Below are 15848 nucleotides of genomic sequence, written 5' to 3' on the forward strand. Positions count from 1 at the left end.
CTCGTTCTTCAAATCCCGGGATCAGCACAAATGCTAACGATTCCTGGTGTAGGATTTATCACTGTTGCAGGTTTTCTGTCGGAGGTCGGAGACCTCCAACGTTATGAACATTCCCGCCAAATCCAAAAGTTAGCAGGGTTGAGTCTGAAAGAAAATCACGAAAAGAGGTCGCCCACGCTTACGAGCATTACTGTTTCGATGCGCTTTGCCACTTGTAGCTAAAAATCCAGAGTTTAAAGCTCTTCATGCTTATTTTACAAAGCGTGCAAACAACCCATTGCATAGAAAGCAGTCATTAATTGCTTTATGTTGTAAGCTCATTCGTATTTTGTTCGTACTCGGACGAAACAAATCCCCTATGATCCTGCAAAGCTACAAGAAGCTTTGCAACAGGCTCAATTACAGAAAGTAGCTTAACTTCACTTTTCTTGTTTTCTTCAAAAGGATGAAGCGCGGAGAAGCTGAGCTAATTGATTCCATTTGGGCATAGACCCTGCAAAGGAGCTTTTTCAGCCTCCACCCCAAGGCAGGTAGAACGAAGGAATTTAGGGACTTGGATCCTGTGAGACATGGGAGGGTAAACCCCTTGGGTCATTGTGGAGATCCACTAGCGCTCACATATTTTTACAAATAGAGGCTTGCCTCTATTTAAGTGAAGCCCTTAATTCCTTTTCTATATATCTATTCAAAATGTATCCGTTCTAAATGCTTGATTTATTTTTCAAAATTGGAGAAAACGAGAGATTGAGTGAGAAAAACTTAATTTATTGAGGGAGGAATTGTGATGAGTGGCAAACAATGTGACAAAGCTGTTATTGACGCGCTTATCAAAGCAAATATGCTAAGTTTTGATCTTGATAAAGTAGCAGCCTTTTCAAGGGAATTATCCGCAACGGGTTGTGATGCAGAAGGCGGAATGGTCATATGTAACCATAATTACTGTATCGTTGCAAGAGACCCAGTTATAGAATAGATTTCTTGAAAAGGGAAGTTGGTTCGTTATATGTCAGGAATGGGACGGTTGTAAGACAGCAGTCTTTAATCCTGACATTTCTTGAACAGGAGGTACAAAAGTGAAAGCATCCACGCAGCAAAATTCGCTTTCATGTGATTTCGAGAAACAATTGCGGGATTGTGCAAGACGAGGCTTGCGCTGGATTTAAGGGAATTTGCCATACTTTGTACCGAAGGATACGACAAATCCGAAAAATATGAAAGAAATTACGGAGTTGGTCATAATGTACAGCTTTATACATAAATGGGATGATCCAGAACTGAAGTCCCAGCTGGCTCCGGTCGGCAAATTTCTGCTGGAGTTCTTCAACGACCCGATCATTGTACAATATGCCCGCAAAAGGCCGAACCAGGATGATCATTATTTTATCGCTTATCTGACATTACGAATGGCTGGTCACCGGCTAAGAGCATATGAAGAAGCTCTGGTTCGTGTACATCAAAGCAATTACCCTGACCGTTCCGAGAAAATCCCCTTTCGGGTTCTCGAATTGCAATATTTGCAATGGATCGCCGGCTTAAAGAAGGAACCTCCGGTATGGGCATATACCGTGCCACCACGCTCGGATGATCCCCAATCCGGTTTATTTAACCAAATTTACCCATACGTTAATGTATTTGATGTCAGAAAAAGTTCATGACCGGGTTTGCTGATGAATCTGAAAAACATGCAAGTCCTGTAAAAGAAAAACGCTTGGACGTTCCCCAAGCGTTTATATTTGCTGTATTTAAAACGGCTTATCAGGATCAGTAAAATTTAATTTTTACTTTTATCATCAGAACGTTCTCCTAATTCATCGGATAGCTCAGTCTGATATTGAGGATTCCTGGTCCCTGTGCTGAATATTGTTTGCCAGATAACGGTGAAAAAATATTTCAAACAAACCTACACCGGTTGCAGCAATCAAAGAAGCTCTATAGACGTTGCCATCCACAGTCATACCATCAGCAAACCAATAAATAATCAGCCATGCCAATAAAAAGTCTGCTATTGTCGCTACAACATTATTGGTTCTTGGCAATATTAACATGTCGCCGATCAAATAGGCTGCCACTCCCAGGACTGCCGATAAAAATAAAACCTCACCAAAAGTCATTCCATATATTAAACCAAGGATAATATATAGAAAAGCTAGAGAAGCAACAAACTTTATTATTAAAACTCTAACATGTTTCATTAGATTTCCTCCTTTTTGTTATAATGGTTTATTTTTTAACACAAATTATTCTCTCGTTTGATGATTTTGTTAGAATTTGTTTTTCAGGGTTTGACAGTCCTGCAGGTATTGATCATTGTTCCAATACAGACCAAAGATTGAAGTCTGATTATAATGAATCTGCAATGCTTTTGCGGAACTGTATTGACAGACAGCAGACGGGAGACAAGCGTTAATATTACAATTTTTATTATTTGGGGTATATTAAAAAAGAATGAGAAAATCTGTATGATGGTTCAGGTTAAATTTGCAGGATCAGGGAAAACAAGGTGAAAAAATTCGGAGTGTTTGAGGATCGGTTTTTGGAAGACAGAGAGGAGGTCTTTTAAAAAACATGTGTTCACAACCCGTAAAAATACAGGAAAGACCTGCCTGTGATCATGAATACACCCCTTTAAAAGAAGTGATTATGTGTCCGCCCGCTTTTTTCGACATTAAGGAAGTAATCAACCGGGTGCAGTTGGCCCATCTGGATGAACCGATCGACAGGGACAAGGCAAAGTCCCAGTTTTATCATGTCGTTGACAAATTGAAAGAATATGAAGTGCAAGTGATGCTGTTGACTCCGAATCGGCAGTTTACCGACCAAATTTTCACCCGGGACATTGGCTTCGTTTTGGGAAACTCTCTTCAGATTGCCCATATGAAAGAACCGATTCGCCAGGGAGAAGAGAAATGGCTGGAAAAATGGCTTGACGAAAAGAAAATTCCTTATTTGAAGCGGCTTGATTCTCCGATTGAGGGAGGGGATGTGCTGATTCATGGCCATCAACTGTGGATCGGTGAAGGGGACCGTACCACCTCTGAGGCCGTCAGTTCTCTGCAAAACCGGTTTCCCTCATTTGAAATACATTCCATCTCCTATCCTGCTAAATATTTGCATCTGGATTGTATCTTGAGCATTTTATCAGAAACAGAGGCCATAGTTTATCCCCCTGCCTTTTCATCGCAAAGCTATGAACAGATCAAGCAGAACTGGCCTGATTTAATTACTGTCACGGAAGAAGAACAATTTGGACTGGCTGTAAATATTCTTTCCATCGGGAACAAAACTGTTTTCAGTCAGCCGCGGTTTCCGCGCCTCAATGACGAGTTGCGCAGACGCGGATACGTTGTAGAAAAAATTGATATTTCCGAGATTGTTAAAAGCGGCGGGGCGTTTCGCTGCATCACCTTGCCGCTCTTAAGAAAGAAATAGGCAAAACGGTGACGAGGCCCCTTTTCCAGAAAAAGGGGCCTCAATTTTTGGCTTGAAAAAGCGATTCAAAACCTGCTTTGGGGGAAAACAAATTTAATTAAAAACTGTTAATGTAAAATTGTTTATCAATTTAAGAAAATATAGGAAGGAAGATTTAAATATTTACAAGTTTTATCCTGCTTTTTCAATTATGTTGTAGTTGTATCGTAAATAATTTAATGCTGTTTTTTATTATTATTGTGATTAGAAACAAAAACTTCATGGTTGAATATAACAAAATCATATATTAGAATATAATTGAGTAACATTAAAGCCGAGGTGGTTGCCGTGTGGAGACTGTAGAAGCCTTTAAAGACAGAAAACAGATCAATGCCATTAAAAAATACTTAAAACAGCATTCGGAACGGGATTTTTTGCTCTTTGTCTTTGGAATCAATACTGGCCAAAAGATCAGCGACATATTAAACGTCAGGGTGGGTGACGTGATCGAAAAAGACGGGGCTGTCAAGGATTTTTGCCGGATCGCCAGTACCGGCAGGGAAGTTTACCTTAACGCCAAAGTAAAAAAGGCGATTCTCCACTATGTCCAACTGCATCAATTATGCCGCGAAGATTATCTGTTTCAATCCTCTAAAAGCAAAAAGCCCATTACACGTCAGCAAGCTTATCGAATCATACAACAATGCGCCAGGGCGGTAGGGGTTGAAGGAAAGATTGGTACCAACTCATTGCGAAAAACTTTCGGGTTTCATGCCTATAAAAGAGGGGTAGCCATCTCTTTGCTCCAGAAACATTTCAATCACTCCACTCCCTCGGAAACCCTCAGATTTCTGGGCATTTCCAAAGATGAGAAAATCAGGACTGAAATCGATGTAGATCTTTGAACACAGATTGGAGGAATGGATTATCAGTGCAATTTGGATGAAAGGACTGCATGAGATTTTCCAGACTGCACTGGCAGAAAAATTGATAGAGAGGAGAATCCAATTGGATCATCTGAAAAACACCGGCCGCGAAGTGATCATAGCTATTCTTCCAATGACTGCTGTCATTTTTGTATTGCAGTTTACCGTGATTTGGCTTCCTGCCGAAATGTTCCTGCAGTTTTTGATTGGTGTTGTAATGGTTGGATTAGGACTGTTTTTATTTTTGATCGGTGTCGATATAGGAATGATTCCGGTTGGGGAAATGATTGGTTCAGCTTTGTCCAGGCTGGGGAAAGCCGGACTTGTCATTTTATTCAGTGTCATTCTGGGAATTGCTTCTACCGTTGCCGAACCGGATGTGATTGTACTTGCTTCGCAGGTGGATATGGTGACAGGCGGAGCAATCCCCAAAAGCGTTCTTATTTTTACCGTTGCCCTGGGTGTCGGGATTTTTGTCGGATTGGCGATTCTGCGGATTTTGCTTAATATTCCTATTACCTATCTGTTGATCGGGGGTTACAGTTTAATCCTTATTCTTTCTTTTTTCACTCCGACTGAATTTGTACCAGTAGCTCTTGATTCCGGAGGGGTTACCACCGGCCCGATGACAGTGCCATTTATCATGGCCCTGGGCTTGGGAGTTGCATCTGTTCTGAGTGGAAAAAGTGCTTCTTCTGACGGTTTTGGGCTGGTTGCGCTGGCTTCGGTCGGTCCGGTTATTGCAGTATTGCTGTTGGGGGTGATGTATTCATGACAAACCCGTTTCATGGCTTTGGAAATACATTCATGGAAGTTGCAATTGCTTTGACTCCGTTGTTTGTAACCTTTCTGCTGTTTCAGATTTTTCAATTGAAGCTGCCCAGGAGAAAAGTCATCAATATTATAAAGGGTTTCATTCTTGCTTTTTTGGGGCTGGTACTCTTTTTACAAGGTGTGCATATCGGTTTTTTGCCTACAGGTGAAAAGATGGGAATGATTCTGGGAGATCTTTCCTATAGCTGGATTCTCATCCCTATCGGCCTCATTTTCGGATTTGTGGCTACTTTTGCCGAGCCGGCGGTACGAATCCTGAACCAGCAGGTTGATAAAGTATCGACGGGCTCGATTCCGGAAAAAGTGATGCTGTACACAGTCTCGATCGGTGTGGCCGTATCGGTTGCCCTTTCCATGCTGAGAGTGGTTGCCGGAATCCCACTGTGGTATTTTGTCATTCCAGGGTATTTGCTGGCATTTATTTTAACGAGGTACACCAAGAAAAGTTTTACGGCTATAGCCTTTGATTCGGGTGGGGTTGCGACAGGGCCAATGACGGTTACCTTTATCCTGTCCATGGTGGTTGGAGTTGCCACAGTGATGGATGATCGCAATCCACTGCTCGAAGGTTTTGGAATGATTTCGCTCGTCGCGCTGGCTCCGATCCTTTCTGTATTGATTTTGGGGATAATGTATGGCAGAAAGGAGAAAGAAAATGAACAAAGCATCGAATCATAAATTGATTGTAACGATTGTCAATAAAGGAATGGCCAGAAAGGTAGTCAGGGCATCGAAGCAGGCCGGGGCTGAAGGCGGCACGGTGCTGTTTGGCAAGGGAAGCGGAATCCATGAACAGGTATTTTTTCTGGGCATTCATATCGAACCGGAAAGAGAATTGATTCTGACATTGGTACCCGATGAGAAACTGGAATCTGTATTAACTGCTGTAAAAAAAGCCGGTGAACTGGACCGCCCGGGAAAAGGCATCGGTTTTGTACTGGATAGCAAAAAAGTTGCCGGGGTTTATCATTTGCTTCATTCCTATTCCTGAAAGGAGGCAGTCACATGGCAAAGCAAAAGATTGATTATGATTTAATTGTTACCATTGTCAATAAAGGTTTTTCCGAAGAGGTGGTTGAAGCATCCAAAAAAGCGGGTGCCGAGGGCGGTACGATCCTCTTTGGTCGAGGGACTGGTATTCGTGAAAAAGCTAAACTGTTCAACATTGTCATTGAGCCGGAAAAAGAAATCGTCCTGACCCTGATTGATCGCAAAAAAACAGAGCAGGTACTGGAATCAATTACAAAAAGCGTGCAGCTGGATAAACCTGGAAAAGGAATTGCCTTTGTACTGGAGGTGGAACGTACAGTCGGGATAAATCATATTCCTGACCTGATAACAGATGAATAAAACGACCAGGATAATTAGAAATTTCATATTCAGTCCGGAAGTTGGAACAAACAGTCCGGCAACGCGTGTATGGAGAGTGTAAAATAAGTAAAATCATCCCGTGTAAGCGTTTCAAAAGCCAGATGAAGTCCAGTCAGAAAAAGAAAAAATTTGCAACAGGTATACGTGTTTTTCTTGTTGTGATTGGTGTATTTCTTACTGCTTTCGGGGTGGAAATGTTCCTGATGCCAATTCAGATCATGACTGGCGGAATCATTGGGATATCCGGCATATTATCTCATGTGACCGAGATGGAAATGGGGATTTTCCTGTTTTTTCTGAATTTCCTGTTTCTTCTTCGCCATATCAGGATTGTAAATCGCATCAGGGCGTTTTTGGCAACATTCAGTTTAATTCTGTTAACAATATTCATTATATGATTCCATTCTTTCCCATCTGTGGTCGAATCTCCCATCCTTGCAGCATTCTGGGGCAGTCTCTTGTTGGGAATCGGTGTGGGGATTATTTTCCGCTATAGCGGGTTTACGGATGGAGTTCGCCAGGCAACTTTTCTGATCAAAAAACAGGTTCCGGTTACTGCCGGCCAAAATGTTATGGTGATTAATCTCCTGATTTTGGCTTTGGCCGGGCTCATTTTTGGTTGGAAGCAAGCTGTGTATTCAATCTTTGGCTATCTTGTCTCTTTGAAAACGAGTGAATATGTGATGAATCAGTTTTGCATGAAAAGTGCAGTCTGGATTGAAACAGAATATTCGGGATGGATGAAATACGTTCTCAAAAGAACGTTTAAAAAAAGTTTATCTATATGTCAGCAAATATCCCTGATCATGAGATATTTATCATTATTCCAAGGAGGAAAAGGAAAGCCGTCCAAACATTAATTAGTGAAATTGACCCGTCTGCTTCTTTATCTTTTGCTCCAATTGACCCTCTGCTTATAAAAGAAAGCAATAAATAAGTTGTATAAAAAATAACGAAATCAGAGAAAGCCCCTTTTCTCTGGCAGAAAAGGGGCTTTCCTTTTTAACTGATAAATTTAATGGACAAACCATTTCGCGACAGGATATTCATAATATTTATCTTTCAGTGCATAAATAATTCCTTTGAGCGGATAATAGATAGTCATGATTGAGAAGACAACCAGGAAAGGTAAACCGATCAAGATAAAGGAGAAGATTGTTGAAATGCCAATCAGCAGCCAGAAGACAGCATGAAATATCAGGGCTTGTAATGACAGTCGCTTGATATCCCTTTCTGAGATGATGAAATATACAAGCAGCGGAACCAGAACCGGTGCAAACCAGGTGCTTGCATGAACAAGAATTTTAATCGCCTTGTAGTTCAAGAGGAACCCTCCATAACATAACATTGTTTTATTATATAACTACCCTTTTAATGCTCAATCAAACCTCTTTTTTTATTTTGTACCAAAAAATCTCCTCCATTTTGTGGAGGAGAAGGGAAAGTTTATGATTTTTTACGGGTCCCCATTTGTGCGATATATTTGGCCATGGAAGAGATGGCTACCGGAATGGCTTCCTCACTGGGATCGAGTTGCGGATGATGCAATCCATAGGGTGTATCAACACCGAGCCAAAACATGAAACCCGGGATTTCATTCAGAAAATAGCCAAAATCTTCTCCAGCCATTGATTCACGGCATTCAATCAACTGATAAGGAGTTTGATGTGTAATGAAATCTGTGAAAGACTTTGTCCATTTGGCATCATTGTAAACCTGGCAATAACTGCATCCCCAGTCAATGGCTGTTTTGCAGTTAAAACCGGCTTCAATCCCTTTTAGCAGTGATTCAATCCTTGTTTGGATAAGTTCCATCGATTTTTTTGAAGTGGTACGGATGGTTCCTTCAATTCGGGCGTGATCGGCGATGATATTTTGCTTGGTGCCAGCTTCCATTTTTCCGATGGTGAGTATGGTAGCATCCAATGGATCAATATTTCGTGAAACAATGGTTTGAAGCTGCTGCACCAGTTGGGTGCAGGCGATTACCATATCGTTGGCCAGATGCGGGCGGGCTGCATGGCCGCCTGTTCCGTACAGATCGATGAAAAGTTCCGAGGTATTGGCAAAAAGCAAACCGGGCCGGATTGCAATCGTGCCTACAGGATATTCCGGTGCAACGTGGAGCGCAAAGATGACATCGGGTTTCCATTCCCTTAAAGCATTGCTCCTGAGCATGGGAAGGGCTCCTCCGGGCCCTTCTTCAGCCGGTTGGAAGATAAACACCAAATCGTCATCAATCCTGTGATGGACAAAGTGGGTCAGGATTCCCAGGGCAATGGCCATATGCATATCATGTCCGCAAGCATGCATGTATCCGTCATGGATTGATGGAAACGGGCAGGAGGTTTGTTCCCTGATCGGGAGCCCATCCATATCTGCCCGGTAGCCGATGCATTTTTGCGGGCGGTTTCCCGGGATTTTTGCCAGAACGCCCGTTTTCCAAGTACGGATGTACAGCCGGTCTTTTGGGAGGGTGTCAAGGTATTCCAGGATTAATTGTTGTGTTTTGTGTTCGTTAAAGCCAGGCTCCGGAATTTGATGGAGCTGGCGCCGCAATTGAATAAACGGGGAAGCCTGTTCAATGTCCAAACCTAAACCTCCTTTTTGTCCAGTCGTTGTTGCAGCCGTCTTTGCAGTGTCGTGATAAAGAACTCAATTTCCTCATCCGTCAGTGTAAGAGGCGGAAGCAACCGGATTACTGTTTGCGCGGTAATATTAATCAGAATTCCATCATTCATCAGTTCTGTCTGCAATGCCTTGATTTCCTCTTTTGTGAAACAGGTTCTTATGCCAATCATCATGCCCCGTCCGTTGATGCTTTGAATGATGGTGGGGAATTCCGTTTGCAAATCGTTCAGGCGGGACCATAAATAATCGGCTGTCTGTTTTCCCTTTTCCAGCATTCCATCTTCAAATAACGCGTCAAGCACAGCGTTGCCAAGTGCAGCGCTCAGCGGTGAAGGGGCAAAAGTGGTGCCATGATCTCCAGGCTGGAATGCATCAAGTAATTTTTCTCCGGCAATCACTCCGCCCAGCGGCAAACCTCCGCCTACTCCCTTGCCAAACAGGATGAGATCCGGCTTTAGAGAAAATGCCTGATAAGCAAACAGTGTGCCCGTACGTCCCATGCCAGCCTGGATTTCATCGACGCAAAAGAGCATTTGATGTTTTTGGCACAATTGCTGGATCGTCTCCAGAAATTCTTTTGTCAGGAGCACAATGCCTCCAGAACCCAGTATAGGTTCCACGAGGACGGCGGCCGGTCGGAACTGTTCACAAACCTGCTCCAGTTGGGTAGTTTGATTCACCTCTATTTCAAAAACGGGAAGGTCGATTTGCGGAAAATCCTGATAAATGCCTGGTTGCCGCGTCAGTTTTAGCGCTCCCAAAGTGCGTCCATGAAAACTGTTTTTAAGTACAATGATTCCCTTTTTCTGCGGAGCATGTTTTACAGACCATTTATGAATAAGTTTGATGGCCGCTTCCGTTGCTTCCGCACCGGAGTTTCCAAAATACACCTTGCCGGTTTTAAGGGAGTGTTTTACCAGGCGTTCGGCCAAACGGATCGCCGGTGTATTCAGGAAGATGTTGGAGATATGCAGGAACTGTTTTCCCTGTTCAGCCAATGCTTTCATCAGACGGGGATAGGAATGTCCCAAAATGTTTACTGCCAGTCCGGTGAATAAATCAAGGTAACGATTCCCTTTTGTATCAATCAGAACGTTTTTTTCCGCTTTGGCAATGGCAATCGGCATTCGCCCGAAAGTTGGAAGAATATAAGTTTTGTCCAGATGTTGCCAGTCTGACATAAGCGATCCTCCTAAATATATAAAATGAGACCCCTGCAGGGGTCCGAGATGAAATTAAAGCTCACGCAATGCCTGAATGACTTCCGTTTTGGAACGGGTTTTGTCATCGATTGTTTTAATCACACGGGCCGGTGTGCCAGCTACCACACTGTATGGAGGAACATCTTTGGTAACCACAGCCCCGGCTGCAACAACCGCGCCTTTGCCGATTCGTACACCTTCAAGGATTACCGTGTTTGCCCCGGTTACAACGTCATCTTCAATGATTACCGGCGTTGCCGATGGCGGTTCAATAACTCCGGCAATTACCGTTCCGGCACCAATATGGCAATTTTTGCCGATCGTTCCGCGGCCTCCGACGACAACATTCATATCAATCATTGTGCCCTCGCCGATGACCGCCCCGATGTTGATCACAGCCCCCATCATAATGACGGCGTTTTTCCCGATTTGTACATTGTCCCGAATCAAGGCACCAGGTTCGATCCGGGCAGGGATTGCCTTCATGTCCAAAAGCGGGATTGCCGAGTTCCGCCGGTCGTTTTCAACAACAAAATCGTCTATTTTTTCCCTGTTGGCATCAAGAATCGGTTTTAACTGGTTCCAATCACCAAAGATAACACCAACACGTCCGGTGATAAAGGTGTGGGCATCCCCAAAATCAATTTCATCCAGATTTCCTTTTATATGTACTTTGACAGGTGTCTTTTTTTTGCTTTTTTGAATAAATTCAATGATCTGATAGGCATCCATCTCTTTCATGTTTTCACCCTTTCTTCATGGGAGGATTGACTGTATTTATTCAGCGATGTGTCAGTTAATTCATGAACAAAGTATACCATAATTCAGAGATAATCTTAAGAAAGATCATACTCCGGATTGTTTTTCCATAAAAAAGATCCTCAAAAAGAGGATCGAAATAAAATTTATAGTCCGCCTGGCTCGCTTTGGGCGATGTCGATGGGTTCAGGATTTGCGAAACCGACAATTCCGAAAAGAGCAATAATACTACCTAAAAGTATGACTTTAAATATTATTCTCATAGTCTTCTACCTCCCATCTATTAAATTCTTTTTTTACATTATACATACTACGCATGCAATTCTGAAATCCCTCTTCGTCGCGCCCATCATAACAACGAGCCAAACTGAACCAGATTTTGAATTCTTTGTCCTGATACTTATGTTTTTGCGATATTTCAAGTGCTTTTTGATAAGATGAAACAGCTTCCTCAATCTGATTGCACATATGGTACAAATCGCCCAGAATAATCAGGCTGGTGCTTAAACGCGGAGCATCATTAAACCTTTCTGCAAAGTTGATTGCGGTCTTCAGGGCTTCTTTGGCCTCATTGTTCCGGCCCTGTTTGATGTAAAGAATGCCAAGACGTGTATATACAGTAGTCAAGCGCTGATCGGGAGGAAATTTTCCTTCAAGTTTCAAGGCCATTTTAAATGAGGTTTCTGCCATTTCCCAATCTTTTTTGGTGGTATAGACGCTTCCAAGCACGGTCCATAAATCACACATGCTGTCATACTGTTTGTTAAGGCGGGAGATTTCAATCCCTTCTGTAGCATATTCAATTGCTTCGTCCAACAAGCCCGATTGGCGCGAAAATTCAGCACGTAACCAGTAAAATCCGAGCAAGGTGTTAATGTCATCTATTCCCGGGATCATCTCCCAGACATCCTGAATGAGACGCATGCCTTCCGTGATGCGCCCCATGCGTTGCAGGTAAACGCCTTTGTTACGGTAAAGCAGGCATCTGATATGTTGATTATCGCCTTTGTCATTAAATACTTCGATCCCGGTGGATGTGAGTTCAAGGGCTTGTTCAATATTGTTCTGTTTGTAACGGATCAGACCGAGCAAAAGATAGCTTGCTGCTTCCATGTTGCTTTCCTTGTACGGGTTTTGCTGGGAGATTCGAAGAGCATTGTAGAGTGCTCGCTCCGCCTGTTTCCATTTATATTTACTCATGTAGCATTCGCCTTTGTAATAGTAAACATGGGCGATATACGGATGATTGTCATCCAGATTGAGGGCTTCCAGTTTCTCCAAGGCTTCGTCGATTAACCCGATTCTCCGTAAGGTGGCGACGGAGAGCAGTTCAAATTTTACTTTTTTTATTTCTTCCTGCTCTTTTATGAGCATTTCAGGCAGTTTACTCATGGGAAGATTCAGTTTTTCCAGTAAATATGAAATTTTTTCCGGACTGACATGGGCGACTCCCCGCTCAATGTTACTGACCGTTGCCGGCGAAATATTTTCGTCGGCCAGGTCTTCCAATCTTAAACCACGGTCTTTTCTGACTTTCCGAATAACTTCACCAATTTCATGCAAAGCAAGTTGTTTCAATCCGATCACCTCACTAAACTATAATTATTATTATATTACACCTTTTTAAAAAAATTTGGAATGAGTGTTTTTTAATTTTCTTAAATATAAAGTGATTATCGGATGGGAATTTGTATTTGCCGCTATGAAAACGGCAGGAAACGGAAATAAAAGTAAAGAGATGAAAAGTACCGTTTCAGGACAGGCCCTGAAAATATAAAAATAAACCGTCATACAGTAACAACAAAATTTTTTATAAAATAAAAGTTATTTTATCTAGTCAAAAAATATTATAATTAGATTCTGCTAACAACCAAAAAGGGACTCACAGACTTATACATGATATACATTGGAGGGGGAGTATGTGTTTCTTACGTTTATCAAAGAGTTAAAGCGTCGTATACTCGAGGAGAGACTTTATGATTTGTCGGCACAACTTGCCTACTACTTTTTGATGTCCATCTTTCCGTTTTTATTGTTGGCCGTTACACTGCTGGGGTATCTTCCGATTTCCGGTGAAAATATCCTTCGTCTGATTGAACCCTATGCTCCGGCAAACACCTATGCTCTTGTGGAATATAATTTGTCGATTGTATTGGGTAAGCAACAGGACGGAATCTTTTCGATCAGCCTGTTGATTACCTTGTACCTGGCCTCCATTGCCTTTCAGTCGGTTATTCGCATTTTGAACAATGCGTATCAGGTTGAGCAGGACAAATCGTTCATCATGCAGTGGATCCTGGGTGTATTGTTGATGTTTGGCCTGTTGTTCGCAGTAGTGGTATCATTGATGCTGCCTGTTTTCGGGAGGGTGATCGGGGGATTTGTCTTCAGTCTGCTGGGCATGATCCACTTTTTCTATGAAGTCTGGATCTGGCTCAGGTGGCTGATCAGCAGCTTTGTTCTGTTTATGGTGTTTTTGAGTGTTTACAAATTTGCACCAAACATTAAAATACGCTTTAAAGAAGCGTTGCCGGGGGCACTTTTTGCCACAGTCGGCTGGCAGCTCAGTTCGCTGGGGTTTGCCTACTATGTATCTCTCAACAATTACTCGCATATTTACGGAAATTTGGGAGGTTTGATTGTATTGGTAGGCTGGTTTTACCTGACAGCACTGATATTAATATTGGGCGGCATGATCAATGCCACACTGAGTCAAATAAAGATGATGCAGGGAGAGAAAAAATGATGCCAAATTCAAAGGCGTTTCGCTTGGGATATGCAATGATTGTCGTATTGTTGATTGTCCTGCTGGCTCACCAGGTACAGTTTATTTTCAAACCGCTTGTAGTGCTGGTACAAACCTTGTTTACGCCTTTTCTGGTGGCAGGAATCCTGTTTTATTTGTTTCGGCCGGTGGTAGACTGGCTGGAGACCAGAAAGATTCCCCGTCCGTTATCCATCCTGTTTATTTATCTCATGTTTATCGGACTTTTTGTTTTGCTTGGCTTTTTGGTTGGCCCACTTTTGCAAAAGCAGTTGGATCAATTGGTAAAAAACCTTCCGATGATTATTGATTCGGCCAAAGAAGAGTTAATCCGGTTAAGCCATCACCCCTGGGTCAGCGACAATCTTGACTGGAAGAAAATCACGACGAGTGTCACCGAGTATTTAAAAACAAGCTATAAAGCGATTGGTGCCAATATTGCCGGCTTTTTTCAGGTGATTACCAATATTGTCCTGGTGTTTGTGACAGTTCCCTTTATTCTGTATTACATGTTGAAAGAAGGGGAACGATTCCCGCATTTTGTCCTGCAATGGCTGCCGGAAAAAGAGCGTGACCAGGGATACAGAATCCTGTCGGATATGGATTCGGCTTTAAGCTCGTACATCAAGGGACAGATTCTGGTAAGTGTCTTTGTGGGAACTCTGGTTTACATAGGGTATCTGATTATCGGGATCGAATATTCATTGATTTTGGCCCTGATTACCATGTTTACCAACGTGATCCCTTTTATCGGACCGCTGATTGGAACCGTGCCGGCAGTTGTTGTCGCTTTGATTGACTCCCCGATGATGGTAGTAAAAGTGTTGATCGTAGCCGTTATTGCGCAGCAACTTGAAGGGAACCTTGTTTCTCCCCTTGTGATGGGGAAGAATCTGAACATTCACCCGTTAACAATCATTGTACTATTACTGGTGGCCGGAAGCATGGCCGGATTCCTCGGACTGTTGCTGGCCGTTCCGACTTACGCTGTCGCCAAAGTGGTGATTAGCCACCTTTACCGACTGTTTATGTTGCGGCGCCAGGAAAAACTGGATGCACACTTGTGACAAAAGCATGGCCGGGATAAAAATACGGTTTTGAACATCTCCGGCTGTTTTCCTTGTAAGCGGAAGGCAAAAAGATGTTTTGAAAACAGCCTCTTTTGCCTTGCCGGCAAGCATCTGATTAGAAAATTTATTTTATAAAACAAATTCGTAAATAAAAATGAAGATATAAAAGGAATAATTAAAATGTTATAGAAAATATAAATTATTACCAAATACCATCTAATCTCCCAAGCTTGTTCAGCTCCATTGTTTTTTTCAAGAAAATATCATGAAGATATAAACATGGATCAAAGGGAGGGTTGGAAATGAAAGAAAACTGGGACCCGTTTGAGTTGAAAATTGAACCCAAGGATTTTGAAGCGGAGTATGGAAGCAAGGAATTTGAGCTGACCTTGGATGATGAACAGGCAGAATTGGATATTGATATTTAATTGGAATCGCGAAATAATAATGCCCTTCAATCATAATCCTGAAGGGCATTGCTTTTTAGCGGTTTCTATTCATTATCACTTTTTATCAAGTTACGCTGATTTAGTAGCCAAAAATATATAAAATGACAGTTCGGGGTATTTGTTGTCCATAGGTGATTTTCTTATTCCAAATCCAGTGTTTTTAATATAATTTTCAAACTGGTCAGGTGGGTAGTATCTGATAAAATCCCTTAATGAACCCCGTTTGTCCAGACATTTAAGCAACATTTGAAGTTATAGATTGACGAAACTCTTTAGGGGATAAATATCCCAAAGCAGAATGTGGCCTCTCATCATTGTAGAATTTTATATATTGATCAATGTCGTTTTTAGCTTCCAAGAAGGAAGAATATTCCTGGAGCCAAACAGTTTCTTCTTTCAGGGTGCGAAACCAAAGCTCAATATAAGCATCTGCG

At 42.3% G+C, this 15848-nt stretch carries 18 protein-coding genes and 2 pseudogenes; 13 read left to right on the top strand and 7 right to left on the bottom strand.

Features of this window, described 5'->3' with window-relative positions:
* The 3 genes and pseudogenes from H2C83_RS17630 to H2C83_RS04455 form a co-directional block, all read left to right on the top strand.
* Positions 1-417: pseudogene (locus H2C83_RS17630) on the top strand (transposase); the annotation flags it as partial.
* A gap of 367 nt (positions 418-784) precedes the next feature.
* Complete coding sequence (locus H2C83_RS04450; RefSeq protein ID WP_181738193.1) at positions 785-973, top strand: hypothetical protein; 189 nt, start codon at positions 785-787, stop codon at positions 971-973.
* A 196-nt stretch (positions 974-1169) separates the two neighbouring features.
* On the top strand, positions 1170-1655 hold the full coding sequence (locus H2C83_RS04455; protein ID WP_376766332.1) for a DUF6895 family protein: 486 nt from the start codon (positions 1170-1172) through the stop codon (positions 1653-1655).
* Between the two features lie 165 nt (positions 1656-1820).
* On the opposite strand, the gene H2C83_RS04460 is transcribed toward H2C83_RS04455, so the two are convergent.
* Entirely contained in the window at positions 1821-2192 is a 372-nt protein-coding gene (locus H2C83_RS04460; protein WP_246333746.1) for a YndM family protein, read from the bottom strand.
* A gap of 373 nt (positions 2193-2565) precedes the next feature.
* On the opposite strand from H2C83_RS04460, the gene H2C83_RS04465 reads away from it, so the two are divergent.
* From H2C83_RS04465 to H2C83_RS04495, 7 genes and pseudogenes are all read left to right on the top strand, one after another.
* Complete coding sequence (locus tag H2C83_RS04465; protein ID WP_181738196.1) at positions 2566-3429, top strand: dimethylarginine dimethylaminohydrolase family protein; 864 nt, start codon at positions 2566-2568, stop codon at positions 3427-3429.
* 329 nt (positions 3430-3758) lie between these two features.
* Positions 3759-4313: a tyrosine-type recombinase/integrase gene (locus tag H2C83_RS04470; RefSeq protein WP_181738198.1), complete on the top strand. Its 555-nt coding sequence runs from the start codon at positions 3759-3761 to the stop codon at positions 4311-4313.
* Positions 4314-4320: 7 nt separating this feature from the next.
* Positions 4321-5109: a DUF1538 domain-containing protein gene (locus H2C83_RS04475; protein WP_312853844.1), complete on the top strand. Its 789-nt coding sequence runs from the start codon at positions 4321-4323 to the stop codon at positions 5107-5109.
* On the top strand, positions 5106-5846 hold the full coding sequence (locus H2C83_RS04480) for a DUF1538 domain-containing protein (protein WP_181738200.1): 741 nt from the start codon (positions 5106-5108) through the stop codon (positions 5844-5846). Before H2C83_RS04475 ends, H2C83_RS04480 begins: the two co-directional genes overlap by 4 nt.
* A complete protein-coding gene (locus tag H2C83_RS17635) occupies positions 5824-6159 on the top strand; it encodes a P-II family nitrogen regulator (protein ID WP_246333747.1) in 336 nt (111 codons plus the stop codon). Before H2C83_RS04480 ends, H2C83_RS17635 begins: the two co-directional genes overlap by 23 nt.
* Positions 6160-6173: 14 nt before the next feature.
* A complete protein-coding gene (locus H2C83_RS17640) occupies positions 6174-6518 on the top strand; it encodes a P-II family nitrogen regulator (RefSeq protein ID WP_246333748.1) in 345 nt (114 codons plus the stop codon).
* Between the two features lie 122 nt (positions 6519-6640).
* A pseudogene (locus H2C83_RS04495) lies at positions 6641-7399 on the top strand (YitT family protein).
* Between the two features lie 155 nt (positions 7400-7554).
* On the opposite strand, the gene H2C83_RS04500 reads toward H2C83_RS04495, so the two are convergent.
* The 5 genes from H2C83_RS04500 to H2C83_RS04520 all read right to left on the bottom strand — a co-directional run bounded on the left by H2C83_RS04500 (position 7555) and on the right by H2C83_RS04520 (position 12709).
* Positions 7555-7863, bottom strand: coding sequence for a magnetosome magnetite crystal formation protein family (locus H2C83_RS04500; protein ID WP_181738207.1), 309 nt, complete (start codon positions 7861-7863; stop codon positions 7555-7557).
* A gap of 122 nt (positions 7864-7985) precedes the next feature.
* Positions 7986-9125, bottom strand: coding sequence for an N-acetyldiaminopimelate deacetylase (locus tag H2C83_RS04505; protein ID WP_312853846.1), 1140 nt, complete (start codon positions 9123-9125; stop codon positions 7986-7988).
* An 8-nt stretch (positions 9126-9133) separates the two neighbouring features.
* The gene (locus H2C83_RS04510) at positions 9134-10351 is read right to left on the bottom strand and encodes an aspartate aminotransferase family protein (RefSeq protein ID WP_181738210.1); all 1218 of its coding nucleotides are present in this window, start codon (positions 10349-10351) and stop codon (positions 9134-9136) included.
* Between the two features lie 54 nt (positions 10352-10405).
* Positions 10406-11113, bottom strand: a complete 708-nt coding sequence (dapD, locus tag H2C83_RS04515) for a 2,3,4,5-tetrahydropyridine-2,6-dicarboxylate N-acetyltransferase (RefSeq protein WP_181738212.1) — start codon at positions 11111-11113, stop codon at positions 10406-10408.
* Positions 11114-11377: 264 nt separating this feature from the next.
* Positions 11378-12709 carry a helix-turn-helix domain-containing protein gene (locus tag H2C83_RS04520; RefSeq protein ID WP_181738214.1) on the bottom strand — a complete coding sequence of 444 codons (1332 nt, stop codon included), beginning with the start codon at positions 12707-12709 and terminating at the stop codon, positions 11378-11380.
* A 343-nt stretch (positions 12710-13052) separates the two neighbouring features.
* On the opposite strand from H2C83_RS04520, the gene H2C83_RS04525 reads away from it, so the two are divergent.
* The 3 genes from H2C83_RS04525 to H2C83_RS18060 all read left to right on the top strand — a co-directional run bounded on the left by H2C83_RS04525 (position 13053) and on the right by H2C83_RS18060 (position 15393).
* Positions 13053-13877 (top strand): YihY/virulence factor BrkB family protein, encoded by an 825-nt coding sequence (locus H2C83_RS04525; RefSeq protein WP_181738216.1) that lies wholly within the window; start codon positions 13053-13055, stop codon positions 13875-13877.
* Positions 13874-14962: an AI-2E family transporter gene (locus H2C83_RS04530; protein ID WP_312853845.1), complete on the top strand. Its 1089-nt coding sequence runs from the start codon at positions 13874-13876 to the stop codon at positions 14960-14962. Before H2C83_RS04525 ends, H2C83_RS04530 begins: the two co-directional genes overlap by 4 nt.
* 305 nt (positions 14963-15267) lie before the next feature.
* Positions 15268-15393: a hypothetical protein gene (locus H2C83_RS18060; RefSeq protein WP_281364090.1), complete on the top strand. Its 126-nt coding sequence runs from the start codon at positions 15268-15270 to the stop codon at positions 15391-15393.
* A gap of 256 nt (positions 15394-15649) precedes the next feature.
* Here the strand turns inward: H2C83_RS18060 and H2C83_RS04535 are convergent.
* The coding region (locus H2C83_RS04535) for an integrase core domain-containing protein (RefSeq protein ID WP_181738219.1) at positions 15650-15848 on the bottom strand (199 nt) is incomplete at its 5' end.

It is taken from the genome of Thermoactinomyces mirandus (genome assembly GCF_013868055.1).
GTDB lineage: Bacteria > Bacillota > Bacilli > Thermoactinomycetales > Thermoactinomycetaceae > Thermoactinomyces > Thermoactinomyces mirandus.